The 20403-nt window shown below is 55.4% G+C and carries 18 protein-coding genes; 10 read left to right on the top strand and 8 right to left on the bottom strand.

Annotated elements, in window-relative coordinates; genetic code table 11:
- The first annotated feature begins 131 nt into the window (after positions 1-131).
- Positions 132-1643 carry a methyl-accepting chemotaxis protein gene (locus IV433_RS10405; RefSeq protein ID WP_195814145.1) on the top strand — a complete coding sequence of 504 codons (1512 nt, stop codon included), beginning with the start codon at positions 132-134 and terminating at the stop codon, positions 1641-1643.
- Positions 1644-1715: 72 nt separating this feature from the next.
- Here the strand turns inward: IV433_RS10405 and IV433_RS10400 are convergent, their stop codons facing one another.
- From IV433_RS10400 to IV433_RS10390, 3 genes are all read right to left on the bottom strand, one after another.
- Positions 1716-2996 (bottom strand): putative acyl-CoA thioester hydrolase, encoded by a 1281-nt coding sequence (locus IV433_RS10400; RefSeq protein WP_195814144.1) that lies wholly within the window; start codon positions 2994-2996, stop codon positions 1716-1718.
- 170 nt (positions 2997-3166) lie between these two features.
- Entirely contained in the window at positions 3167-3862 is a 696-nt protein-coding gene (locus IV433_RS10395) for a type 1 glutamine amidotransferase domain-containing protein (protein ID WP_195814143.1), read from the bottom strand.
- Positions 3863-3889: 27 nt separating this feature from the next.
- Entirely contained in the window at positions 3890-4927 is a 1038-nt protein-coding gene (locus IV433_RS10390; RefSeq protein ID WP_195814142.1) for an NADP-dependent oxidoreductase, read from the bottom strand.
- A 270-nt stretch (positions 4928-5197) separates the two neighbouring features.
- Here IV433_RS10390 and aphA point away from each other — a divergent pair, with 270 nt between their 5' ends.
- Complete coding sequence (gene aphA / locus IV433_RS10385) at positions 5198-5911, top strand: acid phosphatase AphA (protein WP_195814141.1); 714 nt, start codon at positions 5198-5200, stop codon at positions 5909-5911.
- Positions 5912-5971: 60 nt separating this feature from the next.
- Here aphA and IV433_RS10380 read toward each other — a convergent pair whose 3' ends face one another.
- Entirely contained in the window at positions 5972-6751 is a 780-nt protein-coding gene (locus IV433_RS10380) for an ABC transporter substrate-binding protein (RefSeq protein WP_101077340.1), read from the bottom strand.
- Between the two features lie 35 nt (positions 6752-6786).
- Positions 6787-7941 (bottom strand): methionine aminotransferase, encoded by a 1155-nt coding sequence (locus IV433_RS10375; RefSeq protein WP_195814140.1) that lies wholly within the window; start codon positions 7939-7941, stop codon positions 6787-6789.
- Positions 7942-8098: 157 nt separating this feature from the next.
- Between IV433_RS10375 and IV433_RS10370 the strand changes: the two genes are divergently transcribed.
- Positions 8099-9061 (top strand): LysR substrate-binding domain-containing protein, encoded by a 963-nt coding sequence (locus IV433_RS10370; protein WP_195814139.1) that lies wholly within the window; start codon positions 8099-8101, stop codon positions 9059-9061.
- 42 nt (positions 9062-9103) lie between these two features.
- Here the strand turns inward: IV433_RS10370 and bioA are convergent, their stop codons facing one another.
- A complete protein-coding gene (gene bioA, locus IV433_RS10365; protein ID WP_195814138.1) occupies positions 9104-10381 on the bottom strand; it encodes an adenosylmethionine--8-amino-7-oxononanoate transaminase in 1278 nt (425 codons plus the stop codon).
- Between the two features lie 136 nt (positions 10382-10517).
- On the opposite strand from bioA, the gene bioB reads away from it, so the two are divergent.
- The 4 genes from bioB (at position 10518) to bioD (ending at position 14359) form a co-directional block, all read left to right on the top strand.
- The gene (gene bioB / locus IV433_RS10360; RefSeq protein ID WP_195814137.1) at positions 10518-11555 is read left to right on the top strand and encodes a biotin synthase BioB; all 1038 of its coding nucleotides are present in this window, start codon (positions 10518-10520) and stop codon (positions 11553-11555) included.
- Positions 11556-11557: 2 nt separating this feature from the next.
- Positions 11558-12709 (top strand): 8-amino-7-oxononanoate synthase, encoded by a 1152-nt coding sequence (bioF, locus tag IV433_RS10355; protein WP_195814136.1) that lies wholly within the window; start codon positions 11558-11560, stop codon positions 12707-12709.
- A complete protein-coding gene (gene bioC / locus IV433_RS10350; RefSeq protein WP_195814135.1) occupies positions 12693-13484 on the top strand; it encodes a malonyl-ACP O-methyltransferase BioC in 792 nt (263 codons plus the stop codon). Before bioF ends, bioC begins: the two co-directional genes overlap by 17 nt.
- 188 nt (positions 13485-13672) lie before the next feature.
- Positions 13673-14359, top strand: coding sequence for a dethiobiotin synthase (gene bioD / locus IV433_RS10345; protein WP_195814134.1), 687 nt, complete (start codon positions 13673-13675; stop codon positions 14357-14359).
- Between the two features lie 9 nt (positions 14360-14368).
- Here the strand turns inward: bioD and IV433_RS10340 are convergent, their stop codons facing one another.
- The gene (locus IV433_RS10340; RefSeq protein ID WP_195814133.1) at positions 14369-15079 is read right to left on the bottom strand and encodes an ABC transporter ATP-binding protein; all 711 of its coding nucleotides are present in this window, start codon (positions 15077-15079) and stop codon (positions 14369-14371) included.
- A gap of 1144 nt (positions 15080-16223) precedes the next feature.
- On the opposite strand from IV433_RS10340, the gene uvrB reads away from it, so the two are divergent.
- The 3 genes from uvrB to IV433_RS10325 all read left to right on the top strand — a co-directional run bounded on the left by uvrB (position 16224) and on the right by IV433_RS10325 (position 19263).
- The gene (gene uvrB, locus IV433_RS10335) at positions 16224-18230 is read left to right on the top strand and encodes an excinuclease ABC subunit UvrB (RefSeq protein WP_152325483.1); all 2007 of its coding nucleotides are present in this window, start codon (positions 16224-16226) and stop codon (positions 18228-18230) included.
- A gap of 52 nt (positions 18231-18282) precedes the next feature.
- Positions 18283-18651 (top strand): VF530 family protein, encoded by a 369-nt coding sequence (locus tag IV433_RS10330; RefSeq protein WP_101077330.1) that lies wholly within the window; start codon positions 18283-18285, stop codon positions 18649-18651.
- Positions 18652-18738: 87 nt separating this feature from the next.
- Complete coding sequence (locus IV433_RS10325; protein ID WP_195814132.1) at positions 18739-19263, top strand: isochorismatase family protein; 525 nt, start codon at positions 18739-18741, stop codon at positions 19261-19263.
- An 89-nt stretch (positions 19264-19352) separates the two neighbouring features.
- Here IV433_RS10325 and IV433_RS10320 read toward each other — a convergent pair whose 3' ends face one another.
- The gene (locus IV433_RS10320; RefSeq protein ID WP_195814131.1) at positions 19353-20261 is read right to left on the bottom strand and encodes a gluconeogenesis factor YvcK family protein; all 909 of its coding nucleotides are present in this window, start codon (positions 20259-20261) and stop codon (positions 19353-19355) included.
- Positions 20262-20403: the final 142 nt, after the last annotated feature.

The following is a 20403-nucleotide window of genomic DNA, read 5'->3' as shown; positions in this document are numbered from 1 at the left end:
ATTGATAAGAAATATTTTAACTTCTCTCTAAATGTTAATCATTGCCGGTCGATAACTCTCCCGTTATTCACTCATTCTTCGGTGGCATTGCCACTTCAGAGTCAGTCCATTTGGAAATCAGGGAGAAGAAAATGAATGTACTTTCAGGGATCGCTGGCAAAGTTCGTCATGCCACCATCGCTGGCAAACTCGGTGCCGGTTTTGCACTGGTGCTGTTGCTGGGATCCTTTATCGCTGTGTCGGGCATTTATCATCTGACCAGCATCAATCAACGCGCCGAAAAGGCCACGCTGCTTAAAACCGTTAACGACTTGCTCAGCGGTGCAAAATTTTCCCGGCTTTCATACATGGCCAGCAAAGACCCAAAATATGTTGAGGAAAACCGCCAGGCGCTGGATAAGCTCGAAGCCCGGCAGGCGCAGGTCGCGGCCTATTCCTGGGATGCCGAAGATCAGCCTCTGGTGGACGCCATGCCTGAAAACATCCGCCGTTACCGCGAAAGCTGGCAGCAAACGCTTAATCCTCCGGCTGGCAGCGACCTGCAACAAATCACCGCACAACTGGCGCAGGCCGGGCTGGCGCTGACATCCGCATCCAATACGCTGCTCGATCATGAAATGGGTAACCTGCACGAAGAAGTCACCCGAACCATTCAGGAAATGCTGGCGATTATCGCCGCGACGGTGATCGTGGGTGTGCTGATTTCCTGGCGTACGACGCGCGGGCTGACCCTTCCGCTGCGCCGCACACTTGCCACCGCTGAACGGATTGCCGCAGGCGACCTCTCAACGCACGCCACCAGCCACAGTCATGACGAAGTGGGGCAACTGACCCGTGCGATTGAAGGTATGAATAAAAACCTGCACGGCATCATCGGTGATATCCGCGAAGGGGTGACTCAGGTCACGCGTGCCTCGAGTGAGATTGCAGCGGGTAACATTGATTTGTCGGCGCGTACCGAAGAACAGGCGGCAGCGCTGGGGCAAACGGCGGCCAGCATGGAGCAGCTCACCTCGACGGTGAAACAGAACGCCGATAACGCCACGCAGGCCAGCCAGCTGGCGTCCGATGCGGCCGTGACGGCTGCACGCGGCGGCAAACTGGTCACCGACGTGGTGGGCGTGATGAAAGAGATTGCCGTCAGTTCGAAGCAAATTTCTGAAATCACCACCGTCATCAACAGCATTGCCTTCCAGACCAACATTCTGGCGCTGAATGCCGCCGTTGAAGCGGCGCGTGCCGGTGAACAGGGCCGCGGCTTTGCGGTGGTTGCCAGCGAAGTGCGCAGCCTCGCGCAGCGCAGCGGGCAGGCCGCCAAAGAGATCGAAGGGTTAATCGAAAAATCGGTGACCAACGTGAATAACGGCTCAACGCTGGTGGAGAAAGCGGGCGATACGATGGAAGAGATTGTCGGTTCCGTCCGTCATGTTACGCAGATCATTCATGAGATTGCGTCGGCGTCGGATGAACAAAGCCGGGGGATCAGCCAGATTGCGCTGGCTGTGGCCGAAATGGACACCGTGACACAGCAGAACTCCGCGCTGGTTCAGCAGTCGGCCAGTGCTGCGGCGTCGCTCGATGAGCAGGCGCTGAATCTGGAACGCACGGTTTCGGTATTCCGTCTCGGCAACGAAAGGGCATAACCGGTAAGATCGTCAGGTAAAAAAATGCCGCCGGAGTTTCCTCCGGCGGCATTTTTATTGCGTCAGACTGAATTACTTCGCAGGCTGAGTCAGCACATTGTTGTACTGCCACAGGCGGTTGAAGTTGGTGTCATTCAGGTTGCGCTGCTGTTTTTCATCTTTCGGCACGTTACCCACAAACGGATGACCGGAGAAGACGGCGTCGCCCCACGGGTTCATCTGGTCGTAGCTGTTGTCGAAGCTGCTGTCGCGAATGACCAGCTGGCTGCTGGCATCGTTAGCATCCCACGCGCGGCCCATTTTCGCTTTCGCTGCCTGCTCGAAACCACGGTCGCCGGTCAGATTGCTGTCGATCACCAGGAAACCGTAAGGTGCTGTGGCTGGTGTATTCGGTGCGAAGATGGACGCCTGTTTCACGCCGCGGCTGCTGACGGTGTGGAATTCAACGTGGTCGAATACGGCATTAGCACGACCAAACACGTAATCCACGTCACCCACGATCAGGCTGTTATGCACGTAAGCACGGCTGTAACGGCTGTTGTCTGTCTGGTTGTGGATGTTGGCGGTGTTCACCATAAAGGTGTTCTGGCGGCCAATCAGACGGACGTTGTCGAGAATCACGTTGTCGCCGTCGGTACGCAGAGCAACGGCTGAATGATCGCCGCCGTCAACGGTATCAAGCAGGGCGTTACCAATGGTCAGGTTCTGTACTTGCAGGCCGTTGCTTTGTGACCAGACGGTCGCCGTACAACCTGTGCCGATAGTTTCGGTCGTCAGATTCGCACAGTTCTGGAACATATAGAATGCGCGGTCGCCCGGCAGGAACTGGCCGTTAGGGCTGACGGTTGCGCGGTACGCCGCCGGTGCCGCAGAGGCTTCCAGCGTTTGCGTCAGCGTGACATCCGCAGAGCTGTTACCTGCACCGAATAAGGTCACTGGCGGTGCGCCAGCCGGAATGTAAACCGCGCCGTTGTATGTGCCCGGCAGGATTTTAATGAAGATACGCTCACCGTGGTTACGCACGGCCAGTGCTGCATTTACCGCCTGTTGTACGGTGGAATACGATGCGCCATCGGTGCCTAACTGCGGGCCAACCACAAAGTTGGTTTTCGCCGCGTCAGTGCTTGCCAGTTTAGGGAACCAGCCCTGTTGCTGAACCTGCAAAGAAGGGCCGCCAAAGGCCAGATAATTTTTCGCTGTAAAGTTGGCCGCTTCGTCCGCTGATAACACGGGCAGTGACGCGGTGCCCGGCGCAACCTGGCTGGATAAGCCTTGATGGCTGCTGCTACATGCCGCCAAAATCAGGCTGGCAGACAACATAGCGCACGCGCGTGACAGGGTGGAAATTTTCACTATGACTGACTCCTTGATGAAGAAAGTTATTCTTTTTTTTCAATGTCGCGGCCATTGCCGCAATAAAAAAACGGCGGCCAGTAAAACTGACCACCTTTTCTGCGTCTTTTATACCACAGGAATCAGCTGTATATCACTGTCAGTGATGCTTTGCCGCCAGCCGCGTCAGATCATTTGCTGAACTCTGCGCCGCCGAGCAATTTCAGCAAGGCTTGTGCGACGGCTTTGGACGACGCCGGATTCTGCCCGGTGATCAGCTTGCCGTCGGTGAGAACGTACGGACGCCAGTCAGCGGCTTTGCTGTAATCGCCGCCGTGCTTTTTCAGCTCGTCTTCTACCAGGAAAGGCACGATGTCCGTCAGCCCGACGGCGTCCTCTTCGCTGTTGCTGAATCCGGTCACGCGCTTGTCTTTGACCAGCGGCGTGCCATCGTCAAGCAGCACGTTGCGCAAAACGCCGGGCGCGTGGCAAACGGCGGCAACCGGTTTGCCTGCCGTCCAGAACGCCTTAATCAGCTCCACCGAATGCGCGTCTTCCGCCAGATCCCACAACGGGCCGTGGCCGCCGGGATAAAAAATAGCATCGAAATCAGCAACATTCACCTCCGCCAGTTTCACCGTTGTGGCGAGCGCGTGTTGAGCGCTTTTATCCTGACGAAAACGCGCCGTGGTTTCAGTCTGTGCATCCGGTTCATCGCTTTTTGGATCAAGCGGCGGTTGCCCGCCTTTAGGCGACGCCAGCGTCAGTGTCGCGCCGGCATCCAGAAATTCGTAATACGGTGCGGTGAATTCCTCCAGCCAGAAACCGGTTTTCTTACCGGTTTCGCCGAGCTTATCGTGCGATGTCAATACAATCAGTAATTTCATGTTACCTCCTGTGGACGCAGTCAGGGATCAATCCTGCCCGACACGAACGACCAGTTTGCCAAAGTTTTTACCCTCAAGCAGACCGAAGAACGCCTGAGGTGCGTTTTCCAGCCCTTCAACAACATCTTCGCGGAACTTCACTTTCCCTGCTTCAAACCATTCGCCCATCTGTTTTGCAAATTCCGGATAACGATGGCCGTAATCATCAAAAATAATGAAACCCTGCATGCGCAGACGCTTTCTCAAAATCGTGCTGGCAAGCAGTGACAGGCGGTCGTGGCCTTCTTTCAGGCCGGTGGCGTTGTATTGCGAAACCAGACCGCATACCGGAATACGGGCTTTGGTATTGAGCAACGGAAGAACCGCGTCAAACACCGCGCCGCCGACATTTTCGAAATAAACGTCGATGCCGTCAGGGCAGGCGGCTTTGAGACGTTGGTCCAAATCTGGCGCGCGGTGATCTAAGCATTCGTCGAAGCCGAAATGCTCCACGGCGTAGCGACATTTCTCTTCACCCCCGGCGATACCCACCACGCGGCAACCTTTGATTTTACCGATTTGTCCGACCAGGGATCCGACCGGCCCGGTGGCTGCGGCGACCACCAGCGTCTCGCCCGGTTTCGGTTCGCCGATATCCAGCAGCCCCATAAACGCGGTGAAGCCCGGCATCCCCAGTACGCCCAATGCCAGAGACGGTTGCCTGAGCGCAGCGCCTTCCAGCTTTTTCACTTCATCTGCGTTCACAACGGCGTAATCCTGCCAGCCGGTTCTGCCCACGACGAGATCGCCGGTCTTGAAATCCGGGTTGTGGGATTCCACCACGCGGGACACTCCGCCGCCGGTCATCACTTCACCGATTTGCACCGGCGCGGCATACGAAGGCGCGTCGGACATCCGCCCGCGCATGTAAGGGTCAAGAGAAAGCCAGACGGTGCGCAGTAAAAGCTGGCCTTCTTTGGCCGCGGGCAGCGGGGCTTTTTCCAGACGGAAATTGTCATCAACAGGTTTACCATGAGGGCGGGACGCCAGAACGATGCGGCGGTTTTCAGACTGAGATTGAGACATACCAATACCTTCCCGTTTCATATAAGAGAGTTAAAAGTCGACGTAATTGGGAATAAGTATAGGACGCGAAGTTGTTTTCGCATGAAGCGGTTTATGCCATGTTCTTATGAGTCATGCGTTTTATACCCAAACTGTGACCATCATCTTTTCCTATGACTTTGTCCGAGAAATCCCTTTAAGTCTGTGAAGGGCGCAGGTATGTTCGGTAAGGTTTTTGACCACTTGCTCCGTTTTATCTTTCAGATTAATAAGCATAAAAAAGGGATCCCGATGCGTAAAATACCTCTGGCACTCAGTGCCGTTTTCCTGCTGCTCAGCCTTGGCCAAACGGCGACGGCAAAAGACGCTGCATCCGCGCCGCTGTATCCGGGCGTTAACGTTGCACAACTTGCCCAACAGTCGCCGGTTCACTGGGTTTCTGTCGCGCAAATTGAAAACAGTCTGCAAGGCCGTCCGCCGCTGGCGGTGGGTTTCGATATTGATGACACTGTGTTGTTTTCTTCGCCGGGCTTTTACCGTGGCCAGCTGGAATTTTCTCCGGGCAAACAGGACTATCTGAAAAACCCGAAATTCTGGGAAAAAATGAATAACGGCTGGGACGAATTCAGCATGCCGAAAGACGTGGCGAAAAGCCTGATTGCCATGCACCTCAAACGCGGCGACAGCATTTATTTCGTTACCGGGCGCAGTGAAACCAAAACCGAAACCGTCACCAAAACCTTGCAGAATGATTTCCAGATCCCGCAAGACAAAGTCAATCCGGTGATTTTTGCCGGTGACAAAGCCGGGCAGAACACCAAAACGCAGTGGCTGAAAGATAAGCAGATGAAGATTTTCTACGGGGATTCGGACAACGACATCACCGCCGCACAGGCCGCCGGTGCGCGCGGCATCCGCGTATTACGTGCGTCAAACTCCAGCTATAAACCGTTACCGCAGGCCGGCATCTTTGGCGAAGAAGTGATTGTGAATTCTGAGTACTGATAAGAAAAGCAGTGGCAGGATTTGCGCCTCACCGGAATACAGGTGAGGCGCAGAAAAAAATTACTTCACACTCACATCAATATCGCCGAAATATTTCTTCGAAAGCGTCTTCACTACGCCGTCGTTCTGCACTTTGGCGATGGCGGTGTCGAGTTTTTCTTTCAGCGCGGTATCACCTTTACGCAGGCCGAAGGCAATGCCACTGCCGAGGATTTTATCGTCGCGCACGGCGTCGCCGACAAAGCCGTAATCCTTGCCATCAGGACGTGACAAGAATCCGCTCTGGCCTGCCGGAGCCAGCACTAACGTGCCGTCCAGACGTCCTGAGGACAAGTCCAGATACACCTGGTTCTGATCCTGATAAGAAACAATATCCACGCCTTTCGGTGCCCAGTGCGCCTGCGCGTAACTTTCCTGAATCGAGCCCTGCAATACGCCGATGTGTTTACCTTTCAGCGCATCAACGGTCGGCAGCAGGCCGGAATCTTTTTTGGCAATCAGCTTCGTCGGTACGCGGTAAATCACGTTGGTGAAGTCGATCGCCTGACGACGCTTTTCGGTTACGTTCATGGCGGAGTTGATTGCATCGAATTTACGCGCCTGAAGGGCGGCAATCAGGCCATCGAAAGAGGTGTCGTACCATTCGCATTTCACGCTGGCCGCGGCGCAAACGGCATTACCCAAATCAATATCAAAGCCCTGCAATTCGCCGGTGGCGCTTTTGGATTCAAACGGCGGATACTGCGCTTCCAGACCGAATTTCAGCGTGGAACCGTCTGCCAGCGCAGAAAAAGACGCCACGGCACAACCTAACAGCAATGCGATTTTCAATTTTTTCATTATTCACAATTCCCCTGCGGTATCAGAAAGTAGGCTCAGACGCGACACAGACGGCGTGCGCCTTCATACAGCGTGTCGTTATCTTTGGCAAAGCTCAGGCGGATAAGCCCGGTGGGTTTGTTATTACTGTAAAAGGCCGACAGCGGGATGGTGGCAATCTGGTGATCCCGGATCAGGCTCAGCACAAATTCATCGTCGGTCAGCGGGCTGAAATGACTAAAACGCGCCAGCATAAAGAAACTGCCACGGCTTGGGAGTAATTCAAAGCGGGATTCGCTCAGCGCTTCCGCCAGCAAATCGCGTTTTTTCTGATAAAAATCCGCCAGACCGAGATAGCTTTGCGGATCGGCCAGCGCTTCGGCAAACGCAACCTGCATCGGCGTGTCGGCGGAGAACACCATAAACTGATGAACTTTGCGGATTTCGTCCATCAGTTCCGCCGGTGCCAGGCAATAACCCACGCGCCAGCCGGTGACGTGATAGGTCTTGCCGAATGACGACACAATGACGCTGCGCTCGGCCAGCTGCGGATGGCAGGCCATGCTTTCGTGGCGCTCGCCGTCGAAAACGACGTGCTCGTAAACTTCGTCCGACAAAATCACGATGTCAGTATCTTTGGTCAGCGCCGTCAGACGTTCGATGTCGAAATCAGTGAAAATCGCGCCGGTCGGGTTGTGCGGGCTGTTGATGATGATCATGCGCGTGCAGCTGTTAATGGCGCTCGCAACCTGATCCCAGTCGATGCTGAAATCTTCCATCGACAGGCCGATCGCCACCGGTTTTGCGCCCTGTAAGCGGACAATTGGCGCGTAGCTGTCAAACGACGGTTCGAAATAAATAACTTCATCGCCCGGATGCACCAGTGCGCTGATGGCGGAATACAAGCCTTCGCTGGCGCTGGCAATCACGGTGACTTCGCTGTCGGCGTCATAATGGCAACCGTAAAGTGCTTCAACTTTGGCGGAAAGCGCATGGCGCAGCGCGGCCACTCCGCTCATCGGTGCATACTGGTTATGACCGTCGCGCATGGCTTTGGCAACGCTGTCGATAAGCGCAGGCTGGCAGGAGAAATTCGGTGCGCCCTGCGATAAGTTCAGGGCATTGTGCTCGGCGCTTAGCTGGCCAATCACGGTGAAAATAGTGGTGCCGACATCCGGTAATTTAGACTGCGGCGACATCGCGCTTTTCATAGCATTTTCCCCAAAGGAAACAGGCCGGGCGGCCATGAGAAGGTTAAAACGGGTGTTTAACGATTAAGCAGCAGTTCGCCTGTGCCGACAATGGAAAATTTGTCATACTCGCCATGATCAGCCGTCATGGCTAAATGCTGAATCTACCGGGGGCTCCGTGACACTTTCGCCTGAACTGTCGTATCTGAATGCACTGAATTTACCGTCGCTCAACGTGCTAAAAACCTTTGCTGTCGTCGCGCAAACCCTGAACCTGACGCATGCCGCCACGTTGCTGCACATCACGCAGGGCGCGGTCAGCCGCCAGATAACCGGGCTGGAAACGTCGCTGGGGTATCCGTTGTTTTTACGTCAGGCCCGCGGGCTGACGCTGACCCCGCGCGGCGCGCAACTATTACCGCCCGTGCAGCAGGCACTGTCGCTGATGGGTGATGCGCTGAAACGCGTCGGTTCACACCCGGACACGCTGCGGATCAAATGCCCGACCTGTTCGATGCGCTGGTTATTGCCACGCGTGATCCAGCTGCAAAACGACCGGCCTGATATGCGCATCGAACTGACGGCCTCGATTGCGCACGGCGTGGATTTCAGCAATGAGCATTTTGATGCCGCCGTGATTTTCGGGCGGCCACCGGAATCGCAGCGCCGCGCGCATCATCTGTTTGACGAAGTGCTGACGCCGGTCTGCACGCCGGATTTTTTGCCCCGTCATAAAGGGAAAACTGCGGTTGCCGATCTGGCGGATAAAACGCTGCTGCACCCGACCCGCGACCGCCGCGACTGGCTTTTGTGGCTGCGGGAAGAGGGCGTGCAGGGGTTGCCGTCGGAGAAATCACAGCATTTCGACACGCTGGATCTGGCAATTAATTCGGCGCTTCAGGGTTATGGCGTGGCGATCGGCGATCTGACGTTAATCGAAGATGACTTGCAGGCGGGCAGGGTGATTGCGCCTTTCCCGTTATGCGTGACGAGCGGCGCATCTTATACGTTGTTGTATCCGGAAAACCCGACGCCCGCACTGAAAGTGGCAATTGATTTTCTCAATGAACAGGCGCGTCTCAGCCGGGAAAAGCTGAGCGCGCTATTGTCGACGTCACACCGGCTGGTCAGCGCCGTGTGAGCAATGCCGTGTTATCAATAAAGTGTGATCAATACCTGGTGATCAATAGAGCGCGCCGAGGGCGCTGGCAATGGCACCGGTCAGTTTACGGAGTTCTTCCTGCGTGATGATGTACGGCGGCATCAGGTAAATCAGCTTGCCGAACGGACGGATCCACACGCCCTGTTCCACGAAATGTTTTTGCAGTTGCGCCATGTTGACCGGCTGGTGCATTTCCACCACGCCAATCGCGCCGAGCACGCGCACGTCGGCCACTGCCGGATGTCCGGCCAGCGGCAGTAATTCATTTTTCAGCTGTTTCTCGATATTGAGTACCTGCGCCTGCCAGCGGTTTTCCGACAATAAGCGCAGGCTGGCATTGGCGACCGCGCAGGCCAGCGGATTGCCCATAAACGTCGGGCCGTGCATGAAACAACCCGCTTCGCCGTTGCTGATCACTTCCGCGACATGCCGCGTGGTCAGCGTGGCGGAAAGCGTCATATAGCCGCCGGTCAGCGCTTTGCCGAGGCAGAGAATATCTGGCGAAATTTTCGCATGGTCACAGGCAAACAGCTTGCCGGTGCGGCCAAAACCGGTGGCAATCTCATCGGCAATCAGCAGTATGCCGTACTGATCGCACAGGTTACGCACCCGTTTAAGATACAGCGGATGGTAAATCCGCATCCCGCCCGCGCCCTGAACCACCGGCTCTAAAATCACCGCGGCAATTTTGCTGTGATTTTCATCGAGCATTTTGGCGAAAGGCGCAATATCCGCTTCGTCCCATTCGCCGTCAAAACGGCTCTGCGGCGCGTCGGCAAACAGATGCTGCGGCAGATATCCCTGATACAAACTGTGCATCGAATTTTGCGGATCGCAGACCGACATTGCGCCGAAGGTATCGCCGTGATAGCCGTTGCGCAGCGTCAGCAGCGTCTGACGTTTCTCGCCGCGCGCCTGCCAGTATTGCATCGCCATTTTCAGTGCCACTTCCACCGCCACCGAACCTGAATCCGCCAGAAACACGCATTCCAGCCCGGCAGGCGTCATTTCTACCAGACGGCGCGACAGCGCGATGGCTGAAGGATGCGTGATGCCGCCAAACATGACGTGCGACATTTTGCCAATTTGCTCAACCGCGGCCTGATTCAGTTGCGGGTGGTTATAGCCGTGGATCGCCGCCCACCAGGACGACATGCCGTCCACCAGCTCACGCCCGTCGGCCAGATGTAAAAGCACGCCGGACGCCGATTCCACCGGATACGCGGGCAGCGGTTTGGTCATGGATGTGTACGGATGCCAGATGTGGCGCTGGTCGAATTCGATATCGGCGGGGCTCATAAAGGATTCCTGCGGGCGGTAAGTTGTAAACTAAAAAATGTAATTATCGTTGACCGTAAACTAAAACGAATCGAGAATGGTTGACAGTATACCGACCATAAAAACGTTCACGAAACATTTATTTTGGAGTTGTCGAATGACTATCCGCACCCAATGGACGCTTGAAAAAACTCAGGCACTGTTTTCCAAACCTTTCCTTGAGCTGATGTTTGAAGCCCAGCAGGTTCACCGTCAGCACTTCGATCCGCGTCAGGTTCAGGTCAGTACGCTGTTGTCGATCAAAACCGGTGCCTGCCCGGAAGACTGTAAATACTGTCCGCAGAGTTCCCGTTACAAAACCGGGCTGGAATCTGAGCGTCTGATGGAGGTCGAGCAGGTGCTTGAATCCGCCCGTCAGGCGAAAGCCGCCGGTTCGACCCGTTTCTGCATGGGCGCCGCGTGGAAAAACCCGCACGACCGTGACATGCCGTACCTCGAGCAAATGGTGCAGGGCGTGAAAGAACTGGGGATGGAAACCTGCATGACGCTCGGCACGCTGAACACCTCGCAGGCGCAGCGTCTGGCGCATGCCGGTCTGGATTTCTACAACCACAATCTGGATACCTCGCCGGAATTTTACGGCAGCATCATCACCACCCGCAGCTATCAGGAACGTCTGGATACGCTGTCGGAAGTACGCGGCGCGGGCATTAAAGTCTGCTCCGGCGGGATTGTTGGTTTAGGTGAAACCGTCAAAGACCGTGCCGGTCTGCTGATGCAGCTGGCGAACCTGCAGGTGCCGCCGGAAAGCGTGCCGATCAACATGCTGGTGAAAGTGAAAGGCACGCCGCTGGCTGATAACGACGATGTCGATCCGTTTGATTTTATCCGCACTATCGCCGTGGCGCGCATCATGATGCCGCAGTCGTATGTCCGTCTTTCCGCCGGTCGCGAACAGATGAGCGAACAGACGCAGGCGATGTGCTTTATGGCCGGTGCCAACTCCATTTTCTACGGCTGCAAGCTGCTGACCACGCCGAACCCGGCGGAAGATAAAGATCTCATTCTGTTTGGCAAACTGGGGCTGAACCCGCAGGTGTTCGAAACCGAAATGGGCGATAACCAGCAACAGGCCGCGCTGGCCGAACAGCTGGTTCATGCCGATACCGCACAGTTTTACAACGCCGCCGTCTGATCATGAGCTGGCAAACGCGGATTAACGATGCCGTTGCCGCCCGCAAAGAAGCGGCGGCTTTTCGTGTGCGTCAGCCGAACAACGGCGGCAGCGCGCGGTTTCTGACACAGGGTGACAAACGGTATCTGAATTTTTCCGGTAACGATTATCTCGGCCTGAGTCAGGACGCGGACGTGATTGCCGCATGGCAGAAGGGCGCTGAAAAATACGGCGTGGGCAGCGGCGGTTCCGGGCACGTCACCGGCTACAGCGTGGCGCACGCCGAATTTGAACAGCAGCTGGCGCAGTGGCAGGGCTATCCGCGCGCGCTGCTGTTTATCTCCGGCTTTGCGGCCAATCAGGCCATTCTTGCCGCGCTGATGCAGGGCGACGATCGCGTGCTGGCGGATAAACTCAGCCACGCTTCTTTGCTGGAAGCCGCTGCCCATGCGCCTTCACAGCTGCGGCGCTTTCACCACAATCAGCCGGATTCCCTGCAACGCTTGCTGGAAAAACCGGTGGACGGTGAAACGCTGGTGGTGACCGAAGGCGTGTTCAGCATGGACGGCGACGCTGCACCGCTGGCGGAACTGCATCGTCTGGCGCAATCGCACGAAAGCTGGCTGATGGTGGATGACGCGCACGGCGTGGGCGTCACCGGTGAAGAAGGGCGCGGCAGTTGCTGGCAGCAGGGCGTACGGCCTGAACTTCTGGTGGTCACATTCGGTAAAGCTTTCGGGTGCAGTGGCGCGGCGGTGCTGTGTGATGATGCCACCGCAGATTACCTGTTGCAGTTCGCGCGTCATCTGATTTACAGCACGGCGATGCCTGCGGCGCAGGTTTGCGCGTTACAGGCCGCGCTGGTACGAGTCCGGCAAGACGACGGCCTGCGTGATAAACTGGCGGCCAATATTGCCCGTTTCCGCGCCGGGGCTACCGGATTACCTTACCGGCTGACCGCTTCACAAACGGCCATCCAGCCGGTGATCGTAGGCGAAAATCAGCCTGCTTTAGATCTGGCGGCGGCATTGCGCGAACGCGGGTTGTGGGTCAGTGCTATCCGTCCGCCGACGGTGCCTCCGGGCAGCGCGCGGCTGCGTCTTACGCTGACGGCGGCACACAGGCCGGAAGATATCGATTTTTTGCTGGAGTCCCTTCATGGGTGCAGTCACTGAATTAGTGAATAAACAAGCGGTGGCCGACGCGTTCAGCCGCGCCGCCGTCAGTTATGAAAGCGCCGCACAATTGCAGCGTGATGTGGGTGAAACGTTGCTGTCGCTGGCCGAACCCTACCTGAAAAATGCTGGAAAAACGGTTGTTGACGCCGGTTGCGGGACGGGCTATTTCAGCCGTTACTGGCGCGCTCAGGGGAAAAACGTGATTGCGCTGGATCTCTCCGAAGGCATGCTGAGCCGTGCCCGTGAGCTGGATTCCGCCGATGAATATGTGCCGGGAGATATCGAGCGTTTACCGTTTGCCGATAACTCGGTTGATATCTGTTTCAGCAATCTGGCGGTGCAGTGGTGTAACGCGCTGCCGCGTGCGCTGGAAGAAATGCACCGCGTCACCCGCAACGGCGGGCTGGTGATTTTCTCCACGCTGGCCGAAGGTTCGCTCAATGAGCTGGCCGCCGCGTGGATGAAAGTCGATGGCCGCCGTCACGTGAATCAGTTCCTGACGCCCGACAAAATAGCCGAAGCCTGCGCGCCGTATCGCCATGAAGTGACCTTCAGCGATCACGTCGCCGAATTCCCGGACGTGATGTCGCTGATGCGTTCGCTCAAAGGCATTGGCGCGACGCACATCAAAAATGGCCGCCTCGGCGGACTGGGCGGGCGCGAGCGCCTGCAATTGCTGGAAAAACATTACGTCCGCCGCGACGGCGTTCTGCCGCTGAATTACCGGCTGGTCTACGGCATTTTGCAGGTGGAAGAACTCATTCCCCGCTGATTTACTCCTCCCCGGTTGAAGCTGGCACGAGCAGCTCCCTCCCCTGCGAAGGGGAGGGTTGGGGTGGGGTATTAATGGCAGGCACGTAGTCGTTTGTAAAACCCCCTCCCGGCCTCCCCCTTCGCAGGGGGAGGAGCAGGCCAAATCTCAGCACGGGTGTGGTTACTTAAACCAAAACCAGGCTTCAAATGAAAAAATACTTTATTACCGGCACCGATACCGAAGTCGGTAAAACCGTTGCCACAACCGCATTTTTACAGGCGGCAGCGCGCGCCGGGCACAAAACTGCCGGGTACAAACCGGTGGCGTCAGGCAGTGAAATGACGGCAGAAGGGCCGCGCAACAGCGACGCACTGGCGCTCCAGGCCTACAGCACCGTCGGGCTGCGTTATGACGAAGTCAATCCGTGCACGTTTATCGAGCCGACGTCGCCGCATATCGTCAGCGAGCTGGAAAATCGCCCAATTGACCCGCAGGTTTTATCCGCCGGATTGCGCCATCTCGAACCGCTGGCCGACTGGGTGGTAGTGGAAGGGGCGGGAGGCTGGTACACGCCGCTGACCGCAGATTATACGTTTGCGGACTGGGTGATTGCCGAGCAACTGCCGGTGGTGTTAGTGGTGGGAATGCGGCTGGGCTGCATCAATCACGCCGTGCTGACGGCGCAGGCCATCGCGCAAAGTGGTTTGCATCTGGCGGGCTGGATTGCCAATGATGTGCAGGAAACGGGGAAGCATCATCAGGCATACATGGCGACGCTCACGCGTATGCTGCCTGCGCCGCTGCTGGGCGAGATCCCGTTCCTGAGTGCCGGTCTGGACATCAATCTGGGGCAATATCTGGATCTGGAACGTCTGCTTCCTGATGGTAAATGAAGTACGACGTCAGACCGTCAGATAATTTTTGATTAACGTCTCGTCAAGCTGTGCCAGCGTGCCCTGTGCCACGTTGCGCCCGCCGTCCACCAGACAAAACCGGTCAGCGACGCTGCGGATAAACGGCAATTTATGCCCGACCAGAAGCAGCGTCAGACCGAGGTCACGGTTCAGGCGGTGAATGATGTTACCCATATTCGCCGCCATCGACGCGCTGGTGTGTTCAGTCGGTTCGTCGAGGATCAGCAGTTCGGGCTCCTGAACCAGCGCGCGGCTGATCGCCAGTTGCTGCTGCTGGCTCTCATCGAGTTCTCCCGCTTTGCGCGTTCCCATTTCCTTAAGCGCCGGAAACAGGTCGTAGACCTCTTCAGGCACGCGACGCGTCTTATTCCGGCTGGCCATCATGGCAATTTGCAGGTTTTCATCGACACTCATCTGCGAAAAAATCTGCCGGCCCTGTGGCACATAACCGATGCCGATTTGCGCACGGCTTTCCACCGGAAGATTTAACAAACTCTGAGGCTCTTCGTCGCGCGACTGCCAGGATATCGCCCCGCTTTTCACCGGAAGATGGCCCATAATGCAGTTCACCAGCGTAGTTTTCCCCACGCCATTTCGCCCGATCAGGCACGTACATTGACCGCGGTACAGTTCGAGATTGATATCCCACAGAATATGTTTTTGCCCATAATACTGATTAACTGATTTTACACTTAACATCAGACCTCCCTCCCACACGGAGCATTCCGCTGAACTTCGCTTTGACCGCCACTGTCATATTTCTGACATTTATGTTCCGCTGTTAATGCCGTAACACAGAATTAAATTCCGTTGATTACCGGCCAACCTCTCAGCATCAATTACAGATAAACAGCCATTAACCAGTGATAAATGGGGTTAACCGCTTTTTCCTTGCACTAAAAATGACATTGCTTAGCAAAAAACAGGGTAATCATCAGATTTCACTTTCAGGTGAAAAAAGCGGTTCCGGCTACAGGAAACGCTTCCTACAGTGACACTGCAACTCTCAGGCCAAGTTTGTAAAAGTGCCGGGGAAAAGAGAAGTTACAGGGGTGTTAACAGCGGAGCGCAGGGCGATTTAGGATTATTCATTAACGTTGTTGAGGTTTTGTGACATCCGTTCAGACGCGGGAGAAAGACAACTGCACTTTGCCAGTGCTGCTCTCTCTGATTTTGGTGCAAACGTAACGGGAATAAGAAGCAAAAAAATCCTGATGAGATGCACTTTTGGATTTTGCAAGAAACATCCGACCAGAAATCTAGGCAAAATAGGCATAAATAAGGAGATAAAAAAGATAAAAAATAACTAAAAAAGACCACTTGAGTGGCCTGAAAGCCTAAATGATGTTTTTTACCAACTCCCGCCGTGCGGGGCGTGCTGAGACTTATCCACTATTCCTGTGGATAACCATGTGCATGAGAGTAAGAAAAGATGCTACAGGCGAGTCAGGGCGCGGGTTGTGCTCACTTTGCCCGTATTCGCAGCTTTTTAATGATGTTGTTTATATTCAGTGAGTTAGTTAAAAGCAATACACCCATAATTCGTTCGTCATAGTTGTGTCAGAATTCGTCAACCTGTGGTCAGAAAGTTAACGGATGAAAAATTTTGGGGATAATTGTCACCTGATGGTGAGAATTCTTTTTCGTAATAACCTAAAAAAGTGCAGATGCAGCAACCGGTTAAATCACCGGTGATTTTTATCGATTGGAGGCTGGTTTTATATACAGTATTATAAGGCGGTAAAATCAAGGCTGGCAAAATTCGCGGAGTCTTTCATACTGTTTTTCCGTGAGCGCCTTACGTACGGCCTTATGCGTTTTCATTTCAGCCAGGTAGCCCGTCATGAGTAAAGAGTTCAAACTGCATTCCGAATTTAAGCCATCAGGCGATCAGCCTGAGGCAATACGCCGTCTGGAAGAAGGGCTGGAGAACGGTCTGGCGCACCAGACGTTACTCGGCGTTACCGGTTCCGGTAAAACCTTCACCGTCGCGAATGTGATTGCTGACCTGAACCGGCCGACGATGGTTCTCGCGCCCAATAAAACTCTCGCGGCGCAGTTGTATGGCGAAATGAAAGAGTTCTTCCCGGAGAACGCCGTCGAATATTTCGTTTCTTACTACGATTATTACCAGCCCGAAGCGTACGTCCCGAGTTCAGACACGTTTATCGAAAAAGATTCGTCGGTGAACGAACACATCGAACAGATGCGCCTTTCTGCGACCAAAGCGCTGCTTGAGCGCCGCGACGTCATCGTGGTGGCATCCGTCTCGGCGATCTACGGTCTGGGCGACCCGGATCTGTATCTGAAAATGATGCTGCATCTGACCAAAGGGATGATTATCGATCAGCGCGCGATCGTGCGCCGTCTGGCTGAGCTGCAATATGCCCGCAACGATCAGGTTTTCCAGCGCAGTACTTTCCGCGTGCGCGGCGAAGTGATCGACGTCTTTCCGGCGGAATCAGACGATCTGGCACTGCGCATCGAGCTTTTCGATCAGGAAGTCGAGCGGCTTTCCCTGTTTGACCCGCTGACCGGTCAGGTGCAGCACGAAGTTCCGCGTTTCACGATTTACCCGAAAACGCACTACGTCACCCCGCGTGAACGTATTTTGCAGGCGATGGAAGAGATCAAAGTCGATCTGGCCGATCGCCGTAAGGTGCTGCTGGATAACAACAAACTGCTCGAAGAACAGCGTCTCAGCCAGCGTACACAGTTTGACCTCGAAATGATGAATGAGCTGGGATATTGCTCGGGCATCGAAAACTATTCCCGGTATCTCTCCGGACGCGGTCCGGGCGAGCCGCCACCGACGCTGTTTGACTATCTGCCTGCCGACGGTTTGCTGATTGTCGACGAATCCCACGTCACCATTCCGCAAATCGGCGGGATGTACAAAGGCGACCGCTCGCGAAAAGAAACGCTCGTGGAATACGGTTTCCGCCTGCCATCGGCGCTCGATAACCGCCCGATGCGCTTTGAAGAATTTGAGGCGCTGGCGCCGCAGACGATTTATGTTTCCGCCACGCCCGGCGCTTACGAGCTGGATAAATCCGGCGGCGACGTGGTGGATCAGGTGGTGCGTCCGACCGGCTTGCTGGATCCGATTATTGAAGTGCGCCCGGTGACCACGCAGGTCGACGATCTGCTGTCGGAAATCCGCAAACGCGTGGCCATCAATGAGCGTGTGCTGGTCACCACGCTGACCAAACGCATGGCCGAGGATTTGACCGAGTATCTGGAAGAACACGGCGAGAAGGTGCGTTACCTGCACTCTGATATCGATACCGTCGAGCGTGTGGAGATTATCCGCGATTTGCGTCTGGGTGAATTCGATGTGCTGGTGGGCATCAACTTGCTGAGGGAAGGGCTGGATATGCCGGAGGTTTCTCTGGTGGCGATCCTGGATGCCGACAAAGAGGGCTTCCTGCGTTCAGAACGTTCGCTCATTCAGACCATTGGCCGTGCGGCGCGTAACCTCAACGGTAAAGCTATTCTTTACGGCGACAGAATCACGAATTCGATGGCTAAAGCGATCGGGGAAACGGAGCGTCGTCGTGCGAAACAGGAAGCTTACAACCTGGAAAACGGCATTACGCCGATGGGCCTGAACAAGAAGATTTCCGACATCCTGCAACTGGGGCAGCCAAAGACCAAAAAGAACAAAGACAAGCGCGATGCCGAAGCGGCGCAAACCTACAAATCGCTTACGCCTAAAGCGCTGGAACAGCGCATTAAGGAGCTGGAAAGCAAGATGTATGCGCATGCCCAGAACCTGGAATTCGAAGAAGCGGCCAATACACGCGACGAACTCCACGCCCTGCGCGAGCAGTTTATTGCTCTTTCGTAAGGGAAAAATGCTAAAGTGCGCGGCCTGAAAATTGATAAGGAAAAGCGAGCCAATGACTGATACACCACAAAATCCCGGTGCGGCGAAAGATCCGCTGCACGGCGTCACGCTGGAAAAACTGCTGACAACGCTGGTGGATAATTTTGGCTGGCCCGCACTGGCTTCGCAGGTCAACATCAACTGCTTCAAAAGTGACCCAAGCATCAAGTCCAGCCTGAAATTCCTGCGCCGCACGCCGTGGGCGCGCAAGGAAGTGGAAACGCTGTATCTGGATTTTATTGAAGGCCATTTGCGCCCTGATATGACGCGCAGCAAACGCCGCACGCCGTTATCCGCTGAAAAACCGCAGAAACCCAAAGTCAGCACTGCGAAACCTGCCGCTGACAGCCCGTGGAATAATCATCCGCTGACCAAAAAATAACAGCCGTTTCCACCGGTTTTTTGAACTGTGAAAAAGCCCCACGATCTGTAAAGTGAAGCGGGGCTTTTTTATTGTGCGGAGAGAAATGTGACCGGGAAAAATGTACTTATTGTGGTGGATATGCAAAACGGAGTGTTCGCATCGCCACGTTATGACCGCAGCGGGCGTACCGCGTTAATTAACCAGCTGATTGACCGGGCAGGGCGCATTATTTTCATCCAGCACGCCGAAGGTGAAATGACCGAAGGCAGCGAATTCTGGCAGGTTTTGCCGGAACTTCATCAGCCGGCGGGTTCTGTTTCCGTCACTAAAACCGCCTGTGATTCTTTCTACCGCACACGTCTTGATGAAGTGCTGAAAGATCTCAATGCGACTGGCTTTACGGTGTGCGGATGTGCCACGGATTACTGCGTGGATACCACCATTAAAGTCGCTGCCAGCAAAGGCTACGCGGTAACCGTTGCCTCCGATGCGCACACCACCGGCGACAGAACCCACGCCACGGCTCAGCAGTTAATCGGCCAGCACAACGAAGTCTGGCGCGAATTATCCGTGCCGGGAAATCCGGTGACGGTGAAAACCACCGCTGAAATCCTGGCCGGCTGGGCATAATGCCTGGCAGCTTTGTGAAACGGTGTGCATGAAAAAGGCCGCATTGCGCGGCCTTTGTCTTTAAGTTTTCAGAATCATTTTCTCAGCACTCAGTGCATCTTTTGCAGCACTTCTTCTACCGCCATCCGCAACATATCGCGGTCATGGCGATACGGAATATCGCTGGCTTCGAGCGGGCTTTGAATAATCAGATGCGCTTTGGCGCTTTCACCCAGCGTCACTTTCGGCCCGACAATTGCCGCATCCGCGCGGCGGCCAATGCGTTTTTCGATCATGTCCAGTTTGTCGTCAAGTGTCAGCGACGCCGCGGCAACGCTCAGCTCTTTCCCCAGATTGCCGATATAAACGATGTGCGCTCGGCTGCGGCGCAGGGCGGTGGTGAGATCTTCCATCAGCAACAGCGGCATCAGGCTGGTAAAGAAACTGCCGGGGCCAATCAGGATGAGATTCGCTTCGGCGATGGCGTGCAACGCTTCGCGCGTGGCCGGAACCTGTGGCTCCAGCAGTAATTCGCGCGGGATTTGCGTCAGTTTATCGACATTCACTTCGCCGTGAACCCGCTGACCGGCCGCGTCGATCGCGGCTAAATCTACCGGCTGCTCGGACATCGGAATCAACTCAGCGTCCACTTTCAGGAGGCTGCGCACCAGATTGATTGCTTCCAGCGGGCGGACGGTCAGGTGATCCAACGCGCGCAGCATCAGATTGCCGAGATTGTGTCCGTCCAGTTCGCCCTGGCCGCTGAAGCGGTATTCGAACATCGCCGAGGCTAAGCTCGGTTCGGTAATCAGCTGGTTGAGGCAGTTGCGCATATCGCCCCAGGCGATGCCGCCCACCGAACGGCGGATGCGGCCGGTTGAACCGCCGTTGTCGGTCGTGGTCACAATGCCGGTGAGACGCGGGCCCAGCGAGGAAAGAGAAGACATCACGCGGCCCAGGCCGTGCCCTCCGCCTAATGCCACCACCCGGTCGAGGTCAGCTAATGTTCTGTTGCGCATAAAGATCCTTGTGAAGCGGCCAGAGGTGAGAATAGTGCGTGCTCAGGGCACAATAAAGATGCAGCAGATAATCGTTTTGCCGGGAGATTTTACCTAATTTTGCAACAGGATGTTATCCCTTCGCCGTACTCTCAGCGCTTTC

Source organism: Rahnella laticis, from assembly GCF_015644585.1.
In the GTDB taxonomy this organism is placed as follows: Bacteria; Pseudomonadota; Gammaproteobacteria; order Enterobacterales; family Enterobacteriaceae; genus Rahnella; species Rahnella laticis.
The sequence above is the reverse complement of the archived record's forward strand: the minus strand, read 5'-3'. Positions and strand labels throughout refer to the sequence as shown.